Source organism: Lentzea sp. JNUCC 0626 (assembly GCF_043632865.1).
In the GTDB taxonomy this organism is placed as follows: domain Bacteria; phylum Actinomycetota; class Actinomycetes; order Mycobacteriales; family Pseudonocardiaceae; genus Lentzea.
Genome location: NZ_CP171635.1, coordinates 1,846,014 through 1,861,404, shown reverse-complemented (window position 1 = coordinate 1,861,404; position 15,391 = coordinate 1,846,014). Strand labels below are relative to the sequence as shown.

At 71.0% G+C, this 15,391-nt stretch carries 15 protein-coding genes; 13 read left to right on the top strand and 2 right to left on the bottom strand.

What is annotated here, in order from left to right; genetic code table 11:
* Window positions 1-120: 120 nt before the first annotated feature.
* A complete protein-coding gene (locus JNUCC0626_RS08200; protein WP_394619066.1) occupies window positions 121-2,874 on the top strand; it encodes an ATP-binding protein in 2,754 nt (917 codons plus the stop codon).
* Here JNUCC0626_RS08200 and JNUCC0626_RS08195 read toward each other — a convergent pair.
* Window positions 2,857-4,524, bottom strand: coding sequence for a condensation domain-containing protein (locus JNUCC0626_RS08195; protein WP_394619065.1), 1,668 nt, complete (start codon window positions 4,522-4,524; stop codon window positions 2,857-2,859). The genes JNUCC0626_RS08200 and JNUCC0626_RS08195 overlap by 18 nt on opposite strands.
* A 104-nt stretch (window positions 4,525-4,628) precedes the next feature.
* Between JNUCC0626_RS08195 and JNUCC0626_RS08190 the strand changes: the two genes are divergently transcribed.
* From JNUCC0626_RS08190 to JNUCC0626_RS08140, 11 genes are read left to right on the top strand one after another with little or no spacing between them, the layout of a single operon-like run.
* Window positions 4,629-5,186 (top strand): GNAT family N-acetyltransferase, encoded by a 558-nt coding sequence (locus tag JNUCC0626_RS08190; protein ID WP_394619064.1) that lies wholly within the window; start codon window positions 4,629-4,631, stop codon window positions 5,184-5,186.
* 37 nt (window positions 5,187-5,223) lie between these two features.
* Complete coding sequence (locus JNUCC0626_RS08185; RefSeq protein WP_394619063.1) at window positions 5,224-6,180, top strand: 3-oxoacyl-[acyl-carrier-protein] synthase III C-terminal domain-containing protein; 957 nt, start codon at window positions 5,224-5,226, stop codon at window positions 6,178-6,180.
* A complete protein-coding gene (locus tag JNUCC0626_RS08180) occupies window positions 6,177-7,427 on the top strand; it encodes an ATP-grasp domain-containing protein (protein WP_394619062.1) in 1,251 nt (416 codons plus the stop codon). Before JNUCC0626_RS08185 ends, JNUCC0626_RS08180 begins: the two co-directional genes overlap by 4 nt.
* Window positions 7,424-8,683, top strand: coding sequence for a diaminopimelate decarboxylase (locus tag JNUCC0626_RS08175; RefSeq protein WP_394619061.1), 1,260 nt, complete (start codon window positions 7,424-7,426; stop codon window positions 8,681-8,683). Before JNUCC0626_RS08180 ends, JNUCC0626_RS08175 begins: the two co-directional genes overlap by 4 nt.
* A 12-nt stretch (window positions 8,684-8,695) precedes the next feature.
* Complete coding sequence (locus JNUCC0626_RS08170) at window positions 8,696-8,953, top strand: acyl carrier protein (protein WP_363759829.1); 258 nt, start codon at window positions 8,696-8,698, stop codon at window positions 8,951-8,953.
* Window positions 8,953-9,747 carry a hypothetical protein gene (locus JNUCC0626_RS08165; RefSeq protein ID WP_394619060.1) on the top strand — a complete coding sequence of 265 codons (795 nt, stop codon included), beginning with the start codon at window positions 8,953-8,955 and terminating at the stop codon, window positions 9,745-9,747. The genes JNUCC0626_RS08170 and JNUCC0626_RS08165 overlap by 1 nt, the downstream gene beginning before the upstream one ends.
* On the top strand, window positions 9,744-10,259 hold the full coding sequence (locus JNUCC0626_RS08160) for a hypothetical protein (protein ID WP_394619059.1): 516 nt from the start codon (window positions 9,744-9,746) through the stop codon (window positions 10,257-10,259). Before JNUCC0626_RS08165 ends, JNUCC0626_RS08160 begins: the two co-directional genes overlap by 4 nt.
* Complete coding sequence (locus JNUCC0626_RS08155; RefSeq protein ID WP_394619058.1) at window positions 10,256-11,443, top strand: acyl-CoA dehydrogenase family protein; 1,188 nt, start codon at window positions 10,256-10,258, stop codon at window positions 11,441-11,443. The genes JNUCC0626_RS08160 and JNUCC0626_RS08155 overlap by 4 nt, the downstream gene beginning before the upstream one ends.
* On the top strand, window positions 11,427-11,795 hold the full coding sequence (locus tag JNUCC0626_RS08150; protein WP_394619057.1) for a holo-ACP synthase: 369 nt from the start codon (window positions 11,427-11,429) through the stop codon (window positions 11,793-11,795). The genes JNUCC0626_RS08155 and JNUCC0626_RS08150 overlap by 17 nt, the downstream gene beginning before the upstream one ends.
* Before the next feature lie 4 nt (window positions 11,796-11,799).
* The gene (locus JNUCC0626_RS08145) at window positions 11,800-12,717 is read left to right on the top strand and encodes an ATP-binding cassette domain-containing protein (RefSeq protein ID WP_394619056.1); all 918 of its coding nucleotides are present in this window, start codon (window positions 11,800-11,802) and stop codon (window positions 12,715-12,717) included.
* 2 nt (window positions 12,718-12,719) lie between these two features.
* On the top strand, window positions 12,720-13,457 hold the full coding sequence (locus JNUCC0626_RS08140; RefSeq protein WP_394619055.1) for an ABC transporter permease: 738 nt from the start codon (window positions 12,720-12,722) through the stop codon (window positions 13,455-13,457).
* 241 nt (window positions 13,458-13,698) lie between these two features.
* Here JNUCC0626_RS08140 and JNUCC0626_RS08135 read toward each other — a convergent pair whose 3' ends face one another.
* Entirely contained in the window at window positions 13,699-14,688 is a 990-nt protein-coding gene (locus JNUCC0626_RS08135) for a 3-oxoacyl-ACP synthase III family protein (protein WP_394619054.1), read from the bottom strand.
* A 214-nt stretch (window positions 14,689-14,902) separates the two neighbouring features.
* On the opposite strand from JNUCC0626_RS08135, the gene JNUCC0626_RS08130 reads away from it, so the two are divergent.
* Window positions 14,903-15,178: a hypothetical protein gene (locus JNUCC0626_RS08130; protein WP_394619053.1), complete on the top strand. Its 276-nt coding sequence runs from the start codon at window positions 14,903-14,905 to the stop codon at window positions 15,176-15,178.
* The last annotated feature ends 213 nt before the right edge of the window (window positions 15,179-15,391 follow it).

Sequence of the window (15,391 nt, the reverse complement as noted above, 5' to 3'; positions counted from 1 at the left end):
TCCTCCACCGCCGCTTATGGGCGCAATAGCGTTTTTCAATGAGAAACGCCCTGCGGTGCGTCCGATGAGCTGATCGACGGTCCCGATTCGCCGACATAGCATCGACGCGTTCGCATTTGAGTGGAATTGCCGAACGCGGGAGACATCGTGTTGGACGCCAGGTCGACGATTGTGGGCAGACGGTCTGACGTCGAAGCGTTGCGCCAGGTGGTGGCACGTGTCGCGGCCGGAGTTCCGCAGGTGGTCGAGATCTACGGCGAAACCGGAATCGGCAAGACCAGATTACTCGACGTGCTAGCCCGAATGGTTGAAGACCACTCAATTGAATTGGTATTGGGGCGGGCCGGGGAATACGGGAACGGTGGCCGCCTGGGGATCGTCGAGGCCGACGAGGAAATCTCCTCGGTCGTCGCGGCGATCGGCTCCAGCCCGGAAGCGCGCCGGGTGGTCCGGCAGGTGCTGCGGCGGCGGGCCACGCCGCCGGGGCTCGCGCTGCTGCTGGACGACCTGCACCTGGCGGACGAGGCGTCGCAGGAGTGGGTGGAGAACCTGCTGCTGGACCTGCCGGTGGCGCCGTTGCTGGTCGCCGTCACGTACCAGGGGCATCGGGTGCCGCCGGGGCTGCCCGGTGCGCTGGCGCGGACGCGGGCCGCCGTGACGCGGCTGGCACCGGCGCCGCTCGACGAGGAGGCGGTGGCGGAGCTGCTGCCGGACCTGCCTGTGCGGCGAAGAAGGTCGCTGGTGGCCCTCACCGGCGGAAACCCGTTGTACCTCGACGCTCTGGCGGCCGCCGACGAACGGACTCTCGCTGCGCTGGCCGCGCCTGATCGCGGTGATCCCGAGGACATGCCGCGGCGGTTGCGCGCGTTGCTGACCTCGGAGTTGCGGACGTTGAACGACGACCGGCGGCTCATCGCGCACGCCGCCGCCGTGGCGGGTGATCCGGCCGAGCTGGATCTGGTCGTGGGCATCGTCGACAGGCCGGAGAGCGAAGTGATCAGGGGCCTCGACGAGCTCGTGGCGATCGGCGTGCTGCACACCGTGGGCGCGCGGTTCCGGTTTCGGCACCCGCTGGTGCGTGCCGCCGCCTACCAGTCGGCGGGGCCCGCCTGGCGGATCGTCGCGCATCGGCGGGCCGAGGAGCACGTGCGGGCTCGGCAGGGCGCGCTGGTGCTGCGCGCACATCATCTGAGCAGGGCCGGTGCCGGTGACCAGGACGCGGCGGAGACGTTGCTGGACGCGGCGGCCGTCGTGGTGGAGACAGCGCCGGGATGTGCGGCGGACTGGTTGCGCACGGCGGTGCGGATGCTGCCGGGAACGCATCCCCGGCGGGCGGAACTGGTGGTGTCGCTGGCGAGGGCGGTGGCGCTGAGCGAACGCCCCTTGGAAAGCAGGGAGATCCTCCACGGTGTGCTGGACAGTGCCGGTGGGCAACGGCGTGAGGCGGTGCGGCTGTACGCGGTGACCGATCGGCTGCTCGGGCGGCTGGACGAGTCGCGGGCGTTGCTGGAGGCCGAACTGCGTGCGGGCGGCGAGGGCAGTGGGCCCCTGGTGGTGGAACTGGCGGCGGCCGCGTTGTTGCAGGGCGATCTGGTGGCGTGCGCGCGGCACGCCAGGGACGCCGCCGAGGACGGACTGGTCACCGGCGACCGGGGGCAGGTCGCGGCGGGGACCACGTTGCAGGGACTGGCCGCGCTGGTGCAGGGGGACGTGCCGTGCGCGCGGGAACGGCTGGCCGAGGCGGCGCGCGGGGTGGACGGGCTGGGCGACGCCGAGTTGCGGGATCACTTGCACGTGCTGCCGCCGCTGGCGTTGCTGGAGCTGCACCTGGAGCACTACGGCAACGCGGCGCGGCACCTCGCGCGGGGCAAGGAGATCGCTCGTGGCAGCGGCCGGGCGCACGTCGTGCCGTACCTGTTGATCTCCGGTTCGGCGCTGGCGGAACGGACCGGGCGGCTGGACGTGGCGTGGCAGGACGCTCTGGACGCGTACGACGCCGCGGCGGCCATCGGCAGCCCGGAACTGATGGCGATGGCCACGGCGGTGCGGCTGCGGACCGCCCTGTGGCAACTGGGCCCGCACGCCGCGCTGGAACTCGCGAGCACCTCGTCGCCCAGTTCCGCCTGGTGGGCGGCCGAAGCGGACGCGGCGGTCGTCACGGCGGAGCTGCTCGCCGATCGGCCCGCCGGTGTCGTCACCAGGGTGGCCGGGCACCTCGGGCCCGAGACGGCCGATCTCGCGGCGGTGCACTGGTGCTCGTCGCTCGCCGTGGCCAAGGCGGCGCTGCGGTCGTGGGACGAGGCGCTGGAGTTGTCCGAACAGGCGCTGGGACTGGCTTCCGCGCTGGATCTGCCGTTCCACCGGGGTCTGGCTCACCTCGCCCGCACCCGTGTGCTCGCCCACTGCGGGCAGCTGCCGGCGGCGGTCGCGGAGGCCGAGACGGCGGCGAAGTGGTTCACGTGCGCCGGTTCTCCCCTGCACGTCGCGATGGCGTACGCGCTGGGCGCGGAAAGCCTTGCCACTGCGGGTGATCTGCAGGGTGCCCGGGCGGGGTTCGGGCGGGCCAAGGAAGGTTACGCGGCGTGCGACGCGAGCTGGTTGCTCGCGTCGGTCCGCAACAGCGAGAGCAGGCTCGGTGCCCGGTCTCCCCGGCCGCGCCGGCCGGAGGTGGCGGGCACCGTGGACGCGTTGTCCGGACGGGAGCGCGAGGTGGCCGGACTCGTGGCGGCCGGGCTCACGAACCGGGAGATCGCCACGAAGCTGTTCCTGTCGGTCAAGACGGTGGAGGCGCACCTCGCGCGGGTGTTCACGAAGCTGGACGTCAAGTCGCGGGTCGGGGTCGCGCAGCGGGTCGCGTCACGCGATGCCGGCTGACCGGCCCGTTCCCGCCGCCACCACCGGCTGCGCGGTCCACGCCGCCCGATCGGTGAGATCCAGCGGAGCGCGGGACACCACGACGTACCGGTTGGGCGCAACGGTCGTGTAGCGGCCGGGCAACGCGGCCAGGCACCTGAGGTGCAGCTCGCGGGGCGTCACCGGCTCGGCGACGTACGCGACCACCTCCCCGTCGTGGTCGAAGACGCGGGCCGGGCCGCTCACCACGTCGTCCAGCAACCGTTGCACCGCGGCGACTTCCACCCAGCACGCGTCCCGGTACACCCACCCGGCGCCGCGCTCGACCGGCCTGATCCCGGTCAGCGCGGCGACGTCCGCCACCGGTACCGGCCCCTCCGCCGAGGCGACGACCAGCGCCTCCACTCCGCGCAGGAACGCCTCGATGCCCGCCTCCGGCAGGTACCGGGTGTCGCCGTAGAGCGCGAGCTCCACGTCGCGGCCGGCCCGGATCACGGTGAAGTAGCAGGCCACCGGGTAGGAGGACGCGGGCAGCCACTGGAAGCCCGTGTCCGCCAGCGCCGCTGTCACCTCCACCAGGTCCGGCGCGGCCGAGTCGGCCACGCGGTCCTCCTGGTGCGCGCCGACGTCGTTGAAGACGCAGTCGCGCTGGAACCGCGTGCCGCGCTCGTCGGCCACCGCGTCCATCACCGGCCAGAGCCTCCGCGCGTCGAACTGGCTGTACCGGTAGGCGTTCATGGTCGCGAGCCGCACCCCGCGCACCACGTCGTCCACAGTGGACGAACCGAGTTCGAACGGCACCAGGGCGTCCTGCGCGATCGTGCCGACGTACGACGTCATGCCCGGCCGGAACCGGTTGCCGCAGATGGACACCAGCGCGCCGAGCGGGTTGCCGGTGCGCACCGCCAGCAGCGTCGCCGCCATCGCCAGCAGCACCGTCGAGTGGCTGACACCCGTGCGCGCCACCAGCGACGGCAGCACGAGGCCCGCCGCGCGCGACTTCAGGTACCCCTCCCGGCACCCCGCCGGACCGAGCGGCGGGTGCGAGAACATCGCCTGCGGCATGCGTCGCAACTGGGTCTCCCAGAACCGCAGCGCCGACTCCGCCCGGCGGCGGGCCGGTGGTTGCGACTCGTGTTCGGCCTGGTCCAGTGGTTGCACCGAGACCGCGCCGGCGGAACGCGCGGCCGGATCGGCGAGCATCCGCCCGAACTGCCCGGCCAGCAGTTCCATGCTCGCGAAGTCCGCGGCGAGATGGGACAACGCGAGCGCCACCACGTGCGGTACGCCGTCCCGGGTGGAGATCGCCACCCGCAACGGGAGGTCGCGGCCGAAGTCGAACCGCGTGCCTGCGATCCGTTCGCGCAGCGCGGGTTCGGAGTCGCCCTCGTGGATCTCCGCGACCAGCGTGCCCGAACGCGCGACGGTCTGAACCGCCCGCGGACCGGGTTGGACGGTGGTGCGCAACGACTCGTGCCGTGCGAGCAGCACGACCAGCGACTCCCGGACGTCCTCCAGCCCGATGCCTTCGGGCACGGGCACGAAACGACACAGGATGTCGGAGCGCTCCTGCTCCTGCGCGCCGATCCACTCCAGCACGTTGGCCTGTCCCAGAGTGACGGGCCCTGAACCCTCGCGTGATCCGGTGAACTCCACCTCGAGTTGTCCCATCCCGCGCACGCTAGACAGCGGATCGGCGCGCAGCATGGGGTGAAACCCTGCATTGGCGCCGTTGCGGGTAGCCGAGGGCACCGAGCGGGGACACGATCAGCGCCATGACCGTCTTGACCGTGCGCCGCCCGGACGCTCGCGAACTGCTCGACGAACTCGTCGCCGTGCACGGCGAGGTGCACCGCGAACCCCGGTTCGCGGGCATCGACTACTTCTCCGACGAACGGTTCCGCGACCGGCTCGTCGTGGCGCTGCGCCAGCCGGGGTTCGAGCTGGTCGCCGCGTTCGACGGCGGCGAACTCGCCGGGTACCTCTACGGCTGGGCGTTGCCGCGCTGGACCCGCTGGTGGACGCCGTTGAAAGACGAGCTGCCGCCAGATGTCACCGAGGAGACCGGCAGCCGCACCGTGTTCATCCAGGAGATCATGGTGCGGAGGCGGTGGCGCGGCAACGGGATCGCCCGCACCCTGCACGACGACTTCCTCGTCCACCGTCCCGAGGAACGCGGCCTGATCTGCGTGCAGCCCGGCAACGAGCCGGCCCGCTCGGCCTACCTGCGCTGGGGCTGGTCGCCGGTCGCGCGCACGGCGTTCGCCGGGGACGGGCCCGAGTTCGACTGCCTGCTGAAACCCTTGAAGGGTCAGATGCAGGGTGCGCCCTGATGCTGGGCAGGGCCTTCCCGACCTAGCGTTCCGCCCCATGCCGAGTCGGATCACCACGCTGGAGCGGATCGCCGCCTACACGCCGGACCGGTCGGTGCCGATCGAGGAGTTGGGCGAACGGCTCGGCCTGGGCAAGTACGTCGTGCGGATGTTCCGCAACCTGCACGGGTTCGACCAGGTGCGCGACGACCCGGCGATCGACGTGTTCAGCCTCGTCGCCGCCGCCGGTGAGCAGATCGTCAAGCACCTGCCGGATCCCGGGGTGATCAGGTACGTCCTGTACGCGCACACCGTGCTGGACGTGACGCCGTCGACCATCGACGCGTCGGACGTGATCCGGCAGGCGCTCGGGTTGCCGGACGCGGAGGCGTTCGCGATCACGCAGCAGCACTGCGCGAGCGGACTGGCCGCCATCGACGTCGCGGGCGAACTGCTGCGCGCCGAGGACGACCCGGACGCCCGCGCACTCGTCCTCACCGGCGAGAAGCCCGTCACCGCGCGGTTCCGGGTCGTCAACAACACGACGATCCTCGGCGAGGCGTCGACCGCGTGCCTCGTCAGCGCGGGCGGTACCGGCGACGTCGTGCGGTCCTACGCCACGAGAACGCAGGTGCTGCTGTCCGACGGCGTGTACCTCGCCGAGGACCTGGTGAAGGAGTTCAACGACAACTACGTCGCCATCCTCGCCGACGCGGTGAACGACGCCGTCGCACGGGCCGGCGTCGCGCTGGGCGACATCACGATGCTGGTGCCGCACAACGTGAGCAGGCTGCTGTGGCAGCGGACGCTGGACGAGATCGGCGTCGCCCGGTCGAAGGCGTACTTCGACAACATCCCGCGCTACAGCCATTGCTGCTGCGCGGACCCGTTCCTCAACTACGCCACGCTGCGCGACGAGGGCCGGCTGATCGACGGCGGGCTGTACCTGCTCACGTCGGTCGGTCTCGGCGCCACCTACGCCGCGATGGTGATCGAGCACAGGGGTGGCAGATGACAAGCGACTACCTGCGGGCCATCAAGTCCGCGCTGACCGGTTCCGCCACGACGCCGCTCGCGCTGGTGTGCAACTTCGAGGCGGAGGCCAGGTGGGCGACGAACTACGTCGGCCTGCCCGCGGCGGCCGTGTCGGCGTCCACGGACGTCGTGCGCCGGATGGAACAGCTCGGCGCGCTGCTGGCCGGGCCGGACGACGTGCTGATCGCGTCGCACGACCTCGACCCCGGTTTCCGCCGGTACGCGGAGGAACTCGGATTCGCGCTGCCCCAGGTGCTCGTGCCGGAACGCACCGGCGGTTCCACGACGGAGAACGCCATCGCGTCCCCGGAACTGCTCAAGGCGTTGCACGGCAGGCAACTCCTCCCGATGGGCACGACGGTGGACGAGGAGAAGCTCGCCGACGCCGCCGGGATCGAACTGGCCGTGCCGGTGGCGGACGTGTTCGAACGCGTCAACGGCAAGATCTACAGCCGCCGGCTGGTAGACGGCACCGGACTGCGGCCCGTTCCAGGCCACACCGTCGAAACCGTCGCCGAACTCGACGCGATCCTCGCCGACGTCACCGAACCGGTCGTGGTGAAGGACTCGTACGGCGTGTCCGGCAAGGGACTGGTGGTGCTCGACTCGCCGATCAAGGTGAAGGGGCTGCTCAAGCTGGTGCACCGCCGGGCGGCCCGCACCGGCGACGACCGGTTGCACGTCGTGGTCGAGCACTGGCTGCCGAAGCGGTGCGACCTCAACTACCAGTTCACCGTCGCGCGGGACGGCTCGGTGACGTTCGACTTCGTCAAGCAGGCCCTCACCGAACAGGGTGTCCACAAGGGACACATCATGCCCGCCGAACTCAGCGATGCGCAGCACGAGGAACTCCGCCACGCGGCCCGTGTCGTCGGCACGCAACTGCACCGCGACGGGTTCCACGGCGTGGCGGGCGTGGACGCGATCGTCGGCGCGGACGAGGTTCTGCACCCGGTGCTGGAGATCAACGCGCGGCTGAACATGTCGACCTACCAGGGTGGCGTCGTCGAACGGCTGGTCCCGCCCGGCCACACGTGTCTGGCCAGGCACTACCCGATCGGCGACAGCGGGTTCGCCGACGTCCGCCGGGTGCTGCCGCCGGGCGTCGTGGTGACGTGCTTCGGCACGGCGGCCGCAGGACGGCTCTACACCATGTCGTTCGCGCGAGATCGGGCCGCGCTGGAGGCGCTGGACGCCGCAACCACTACCGCACTGGAGACGTTGTGACCGAAGAGTTCGCAGTGCAGGGACTTCCCATCAGCGCGCTCGCCGCCGAGTTCGGCACGCCGCTGTACGTCTACGACGGCGACGTGCTGCGCGAGGTGTACCGGTCACTGCGGGACCTGCTCGACCCGCGGATCGACATCCTGTACTCCGCCAAGGCGAATCCCAACATCAGCGTCTGCGCGGTGCTGCGCTCGCTCGGCGCGGGCATCGAGGTCTCGTCGCTGGTCGAGCTGATCACCGCGCACCGGGCCGGCGCCGAGGCTCGCGACATCCTGTTCCTCGGGCCGGGCAAGTCGGCCGAGGAACTGCGGGCGTGCGTGGAGATGGGCGTGCACGCCGTGGTGTGCGAGTCGCTGGACGAAGTGGAGCAGCTCAACGACATGGCCGTTCCCGGCGGCGTCGACGTGATGCTGCGGGTCAACCCGTCGTTCACCGCGAAGGGCGCCCGGCTGTCGATGGGCGGCAAGCCCCGGCAGTTCGGCATCGACCAGGCCGTGCTGATGCGGTCGGGCTCGTTCCTGCGGTCGTTGAAGCACGTGCGGGTGATGGGCGTGCACGGATACATGGGCACCCGGATCCTCGACGCGAGCAACGTCGTGGAGAACACCCGAGGCATCCTGGCCGCCGCCGAGGAACTGTCCGCCGAACTCGGGTTCGACCTGGAGACCGTGGACGTCGGCGGCGGGTTCGGCGTGCCGTACTTCGAGAACGAGAAGGACCTCGACGTCGAGGCGCTGGCGCTGGGCGTCAACGCGGCGGTCGCGGACTTCCTCGGCCGGAACTCGAGCCGCGTCATCACCGAACTCGGCCGATACCTCGTGGGCTGGTGCGGCACGTACGTCGTGCGGGCCAGGTACGTCAAGGAGTCCATGGGCGAGTGGTTCGTGGTCGCCGACGGCGGCACCAACCACCACATGGCGGCGGTCGGCATCGGCAGCTTCGTCAAGCGCAACTTCCCGGTGCGATCGCTGACCCGCTACGAGGAGCCCGCGCACCGGCCGTACAACATCACCGGACCGCTGTGCACGCCGAACGACGTGGTGGCCAAGCAGGTCGCGCTGCCGGAGGTCCGTCCCGGCGACCTGCTCGGCGTCGAGCGGTCCGGCGCGTACGGCCCGTCGGCCTCCCCCGGCCTGTTCCTGAGCCACGGCTACCCCGCCGAGGTACTCGTGCTCGACGGCACCCCGCACCTGGTGCGGCGGCGTGACACGGCGGAAGACCTGCTGGGCAAGCAGCAACTCATCCAGCTCGGATAAGGAGTCTCCACAATGGACAGGCTGACGGTGCTCAAGACGATTACGAACGCTCTCACCGAGGTGATGCAGCGCGACTACTCCGACGCGACGGAGGACACCAGGTTGTTCGAGGACCTGCACCTCGACTCGACGTCGGTGCTCACGCTGCTGATGGCGCTGGAGGACCACACCGGCATCGAGGTCGACCCGGAGTCGTTGCAGATGGAGAACTTCCGCACGGTGGGCACGCTCGCCGACTACCTCGAGGCCAACCTCGACGTCGCGGTGTGATGCTGACCCTGACGGCGGCGAGCGCGGTGGTCGCCACGCACCGCAACCCGTACGTGCCCGACGAATGGCTGCTGTCGTACCAGCGCGACCTGATGGCCCCGTTCGGTGTCGAGTTCGACGCCGAACGGCTCGCGCGCGGCACCGGAGTGCTGTTCCAGGAACTGGCCGCAGAGGCGCTGGAGCGGTTGCCGGTGCCGCCGAAGCCGGAACTGGTGGTGGTCGCGCACGGTCTGCCCGACCACTACCCGTTCCGCTCGATCGGCGGCCACGTCGACAAGCTGCTCGGGGGCGGGTCGGAGAACTTCGCGATCTCCGAACAAGGTCTGCGCGCGCCGTTCACCGCGTTGCGGGTCGCGGCGGCCTACCACCGCTCCGGCCGGTGCACGGTGGGCGCGGTCGTCGTGGTCGAGCAGGGCACGTTCGGCAACGACGAGCCGCTGGCCCGCGGCGGGTTGGCCGACACCGCCGCCGTGCTGGTGCTCGGCGGCGGTGGGCCGTGGGAGATCGCGGCCCTGCCACCGGCGTCCGGCGACCTGGTGAGGCTGGTGTCCGCGACCGTCGCGGGCGAACGGCCGCTGGTGGTCGCCGGCCCGTTCGCCGGTGAACTGCCGGACCTGCCGGTGCACCGCGTTCCGCCCGGCTCGTACTGCACCAGCGTGTGGCTGGCACTGGCCCGCCACCACGAGGAGTGGGCACAGACCCACGACGCACTCGTCCTGTGCGACACCGATCCGCGCACCGGGCGAAGTCACGCGGCGCTGCTGCGCCGTGCCAGTCAGGAAGGCACCACATGAGTTCCTACGCGGCAGAGCTCGACCGCCTGCACGGCGACGTCCTGGTGACCGCGCCCAGTGGGGTCGCGCTCGCCTCCTCGAACAGGATCAGCTCGCCCGACCACCCGTTGCACCGATTCGGTCTCGGCGTCGGCCGCGGCACGCCGTCGGACGGCGAGTCGCTGGACCGGTTCGCCACCGGCCTGCTCGGCCTGCACCGCGACCTGTTGCGGCAGGGCCTCGACCACGCCATGACCCACCTCGGCGGACGCACGTCGCAGGGCTCGCCGCTGCTCGACCGCCAGCTCGTGCAGACGGCGCTCGCCGACGTGGCGATCGAGGTGCGGGAGAACGCCGCGCTGCCCACCGCCGACCCGCACGAACGGTGGCGCGCCCACCTCGGCCTGGTCGACGCGGGCCGGCTGCTGCTGAGCCTGCTCGGCGCGAGCAGCTTCCTCGTGTCCGGCCCCGGCGGCGACCTGCACCTCGCCGAGGTCACCGGAAACGTCTACCTGCACCAGGAGAGCGAATGACGAGCCTGCTGACCCGGGACGACCTGCTGGACGCCCCGCTGCTCCGGCTGCGCGCGCACTGCCGCGAGGTGGCCCCGGCGCTGCGCGACGTCGGCCTGGCGCTCGACCGGAACCCCGACTCCATCACCGACTTCCTGCACCTGCCCGCGTTCTCCGTGCTGGACCAGGTCTTCACGCCGCCGGAGTTCCGCGCCCCGTCGTCGATCGAGTCGTTCGAGCCCACCTGCACGGCGTTGTGCGTGGTGCTGGAGGCGTTGTCGCACGGCGACCCCGGCCCGATCCTCGCCGGTCCCGGCGCCGGGCTGTCCCGGGACGTGGTCAGGGAGCTCGGCGACGACGAGCAGCGCGAGCACTTCTTCGGCCGGTTCGGCGGCGGTCCTGTGTGGACGTTCTTCGGACTGACCGAACCCGGCAAGGGTTCCGCGGCGCTGGAGCTGGAGACCACGCTCACCCCGGACGGCGACGACTGGGTGCTGAACGGCCAGAAGCGCTACGTCGGCAACGGCGCGCGGGCCCAGATCGGCGTGGTGTTCTGCCGCCGCGCGCCCGGACCGTGGGGCATCGAGGCGGTGATCGTCGACCCGGCCGCGGCCGGGTTCCACGCCGAACTGCTGCCCATGATCGGCCTGCGCGGTGCGCGGATCAGCGCGCTGCGGTTCGACGACGTGCGCATTCCCGCCAACCGCGTGCTCGGCCGGCAGCGCCCGCCCAGCAGGCGCGGTGTCTACGGCGCCCTGCACGCGTTGCTGCGCTTCCGGCCTGGCCTCGCCGCCATGACGCTCGGCCTCACCCAGGCGGCGTGCGACTACCTGTCCGAGCACAAACCCGTGCTGTCGCGCTGGAACGAGCTGCGGGTGCAGGGCGTCTTCGACCGCGTGGCGGCCGTGCGGCGGATGATCCTCGAGGTCGCGGCCGACATCGACCGGGGTGTGGTGAACCCGCACCGGATCGGCCTGGTCAAGATGCGCGCGGCCCAGCTCGGCGAGCAGGTGACCAGGCTGGCCGCCGAACTGCTCGGCCCCGCGTCGCTGATCGAGCACCCGTGGCTCGAGAAGGTCTACCGCGACCTGCGCGCGTTCGAGTTCATGGAGGGCACGTCGAACCTGCACCGGCTCTCGGTGTTCCAGGGGCTGCTCAAGCGCGACTTCTTCGGGGAGGGCGAGACCGGTGAAGCTGGGCGTTGACCTGACCGCGTTGGACGAGCTGGACTCGCTGCTGCGCCGCGAGTGGTTCCGCCACTTCGTCTTCGCCGAGGCCGAACTCGCGCACGCCGACGGACTGGCCGCGACCCGGCGGGCCGAGTTCCTGGTGGGCCGGTTCTCCGCGAAGGAGGCGGTGCTCAAGGTGCTGGGCCACGGGTTGTTCCAGGGCGTGGTGCCGCACGACATCGAGGTGACGCGGGCGGCGGGCGGTGAGCCGTGCGTGACGTTGTCCGGCACCGCCTCGGACGCGGCGGCGCGGGCCGGGATCAGCGGTGTGAGTGTGTCCATCACGCACAAGCGCGATCTGGTCGCCGCCGTCGCCGTGGGGTGGTGACCGGGTGATCTCCGCACGCGGCCTGTGCAAGTCGTTCGGCGACGTGGAAGCCGTGCGCGGCGTGGATCTCGACGTCGCGGCGGGTGAGGTGGTCGGCCTGCTCGGCCCCAACGGCGCGGGCAAGACGACCACCATGCGGATGCTGACCACGTTGCTGCGCCCCACCTCCGGCACTGCCGTGGTCGCGGGAGCGGACCTGGTGACGGAGGCCTCACTGGTGCGGTCGCGCATCGGTTACGTGGCGCAGACCGGCGGCACCGAACCGCGCTGCCGGGTCGTGGAGGAGCTGGAGTTCCAGGCCGACCTCTACCGCGTCCCGCGTTCCCGCGCCCTCGAACTGTGCGAGGTCTTCGGACTGTCCGGTTTGGAGCGTCGGCTCGTCGCGACGTTGTCCGGCGGGCAGCGCCGCAAGCTGGACATCGCCCTGGGTCTGGTGCACTCCCCCGAGTTGCTGCTGCTGGACGAACCGAGCCTCGGCCTGGACCCGACCAGCCGCGACGACCTGTGGGCGCACCTGCGGGCGTTGACGGGCACCACCGTCGTGCTGACCACGCACTACCTGGACGAGGCCGACGCGTTGTGCGACCGCGTGCTGGTGGTGGACCACGGCGCCGTCGTCGCCTCCGGCACGCCCGCCGAACTCAAGCGGCAGCTGCGCGGCGACGTGATCACCTTCGAGGTGTCGGGCGGCGTCTCGTTGCTGGAGTCGCACCCGCTCGTCCGTTCCGTCGAGGTGTCCGGCTCGTCGGTCCGCCTGACCGTCGCGGACGGCTCGCGGGCCCTGGTCTCGTTGTTGCGGGTCCTGGAGGACGCCGGTTTCGAGGTCGCGTCCGCCGAACTGCACCAACCGACCCTGGACGACGTCTTCCGCGCCGTGACAGGACGTTCGCTGGACGTTCCCGGCCGAGTGGTGGTGGGGTGATCATGCGCGACACCTACCTGGTCTTCCGCAGGCAGCTCGCGATGTCGTTGCGCGGCCCGCTGTGGCTGGTCGTCGGACTGGTGCAACCGGTGGTGTACCTGGTGTTCTTCGGTCCGCTGTTGCAGGGCCTCGACCTGGGCGCCGATTCGTGGCGCGTGTACATCCCGGGGTTGCTGGTGCAGCTGGCGTTGTTCGGCGCGGCGTTCGTAGGGTTCTCGGTGATCGCCGACGTCCGTTCCGGCGTGGTGGAGAGGATGCGCGTGACGCCGGTCAGCCGGCTGGCGTTGCTGCTGGGACGCGTGCTGCGGGACGTGCTGCTGCTGGTCGGGCAGTCCTGCGTGCTGCTGCTGGTCGCCGTGCCGTTCGGGCTGCGCGCACCGGTGTTCGGCGCGATCCTCGGCGTGCTGCTGATCGCCCTGCTGACCGCGGGCCTGGCGAGCCTGTCGTACACGTTCGGACTGGCCACGCGCAGCGAGGAGTCCCTGGCCCCGTTGCTGAACAGCGTCACGGTGCCGTTGTTGCTGCTCTCCGGCATCCTGCTGCCCATGTCGCTGGCCCCGCCGTGGCTCGATGTCGTCTCGCGCCTGACGCCGCTGCGGTACGTGGTCGACGGCATCCGCGACGCGTTCCTGGGCCACTACGCGACGACGAACGTGCTGACGGGCTTCCTCGTGGCGATGGGCATGGCTGGGGCAGCGATCGCCTGGGGTGCAAGGGTTTTCCGCCGCGAGGCGACCTGACACGGGCGAGGCCCAGGTCCACGGGAAGACCGGGGGCCTCGCGTTCGTGCGTCAGGAGTGGACGAGGATCTGCTCGTAGGTCGTCTTCCACTCGTAGGTGCCCGCGAACTGAACCAGTCAACTGCCGACGAAGCACAACGTTCTCGTACCGCAGAACAAAAAGCTCCGCATCCTCAGCGGCCACACCTCGATGACTTTCCGGGCGGCACAGCGTCAGAACGCCTGCGGGGCAGCGAATCCCTCACGCCGTCCAGCGCAGCAGGGCGGTGCCGACCGACATGCCGCCACCGAAGCCGGCCAGCAGCACCAGGTCACCGGTTCGGATCCGGCCGGACCGCACGGCGTCGTCCAGCGCCACCGGGACCGAGGCGCTGCCCAGGTTGCCGTAGCGGTCGGCGGTGATGTGCGCCTGCGCCTCCTTCAGTCCGCAGTGGACGGTCAGGGCGCGCAGCAGTGCGGCGTTGGCCTGGTGCGGGACGAAGCAGGAGATGTCCGCGTACGTGAGGCCCGCCCTGCCGACCACCTCGTCCAGCAGTGGCGGGAGGGTGTTCATCACGAAGTCGCGGACGTCTCTTCCCCGCATGGTGAAGTGGTGCAGGCCGGCGGCGACCGTGTCGGCGGTCGTGGGAACGCGGCTGCCGCCCGCCTCGACCTTGATCAGGTCGTGCGACTCGCCGAAGCTGATCAGTTCGCTGTCCAGGACGCCGGGCTCGGGCACCTCGCCGACCACCGCGGCACCCGCGCCGTCGCCCATCAGCACGGCGGTGCGGCGGTCGGTCAGGTCCAGGATGCGCGAGTACACGTCCGCGCCGATCACCAGTGCGATCGCGCCCGGTCTCGTGGCCACCAGCGACCGGGCCAGGTCCAGGGCGTACACGAAGCCGGCGCACACCGCGTTCACGTCGACGCAGGCCGCCGCCCGTGCGCCGATCAGGTCCTGGACCAGGCACGACGTAGGGGGTTGCGGGTGGTCGCCGGTGGAGGTCGCGAGAATCAGGTGGGTGATCCGGTCCGGTGGCACGCCCGCCCGTCGCAGCGCTCGGGCGGCGGCCACCGCGGCGAGGTCCGACGTGGCCTGCTCCGGCCGGGCCCACCTGCGCGTCGAGATCCCCGTCCGGCTCAGGATCCACTCCGGGGTGGCGCCGGGAACCAGGTCCGCGATCTCCTCGTTGGTGACGACGCGGTCGGGAAGGCACGAACCGGTGCCGAGCACGCCCACGGAGGAGCTCATGGTCACCTCTCCTGTGCATCGGGCCCTGAACGGGAAATGGCACGAGAACGCTCTGCGGTGGCCTGACCGACAATAGCGAGAACAGCCGCGAGGCCCCACCCCTACCGTTCGGGATCAGGGGATCCTTTCGCCGTCGCACTCGCGATAGGGGTTGCCCGTTTTTGCGTCCGCTGTCATTTTCGGGGTTCGGACTCCGGGGAGGTCGCGGGACACGATGAACGAGATCAGCGAGTTGAGAACCCTGGTCGCGAGGCTGCGGGAGAACGTGCGGCGGCTCGCTCTGCGGTCCGGTCACGACCACGGGGTACGGCGGCTCGTCAACGACGTCGAGCGGGTCGCGATCGACGTGGACGAGCTGAACAACCTGTTCGCAGCGGTGCCGCAGCAACGCGAGGAGGTCGTGCTGGTGTCGGACGCGCCCTACGAGCCGGCGTTCTGGCACGGCGCCGACGACGAGGGCGTCGGGGGGCACCGCCGCCATCCCCGGTGAATGCCGGAGCGAACACCGCCGCGAAGAACTCGTTCGTCTCGGAAATTCCGCCGGCACTCGTCGGACGGTGCCGTGAACGCATTTCCGCGCGCGCTTTTCCGATACCGGGAACAGGAATCGGACTGGGGCCTGGAATAGGGGTTGTGACGCGGCCGTCAACGGCGGCAGGGTCGGTCCGGAAGGCTCGGGCACCTGCCGCGGGTGAGCTCCCGT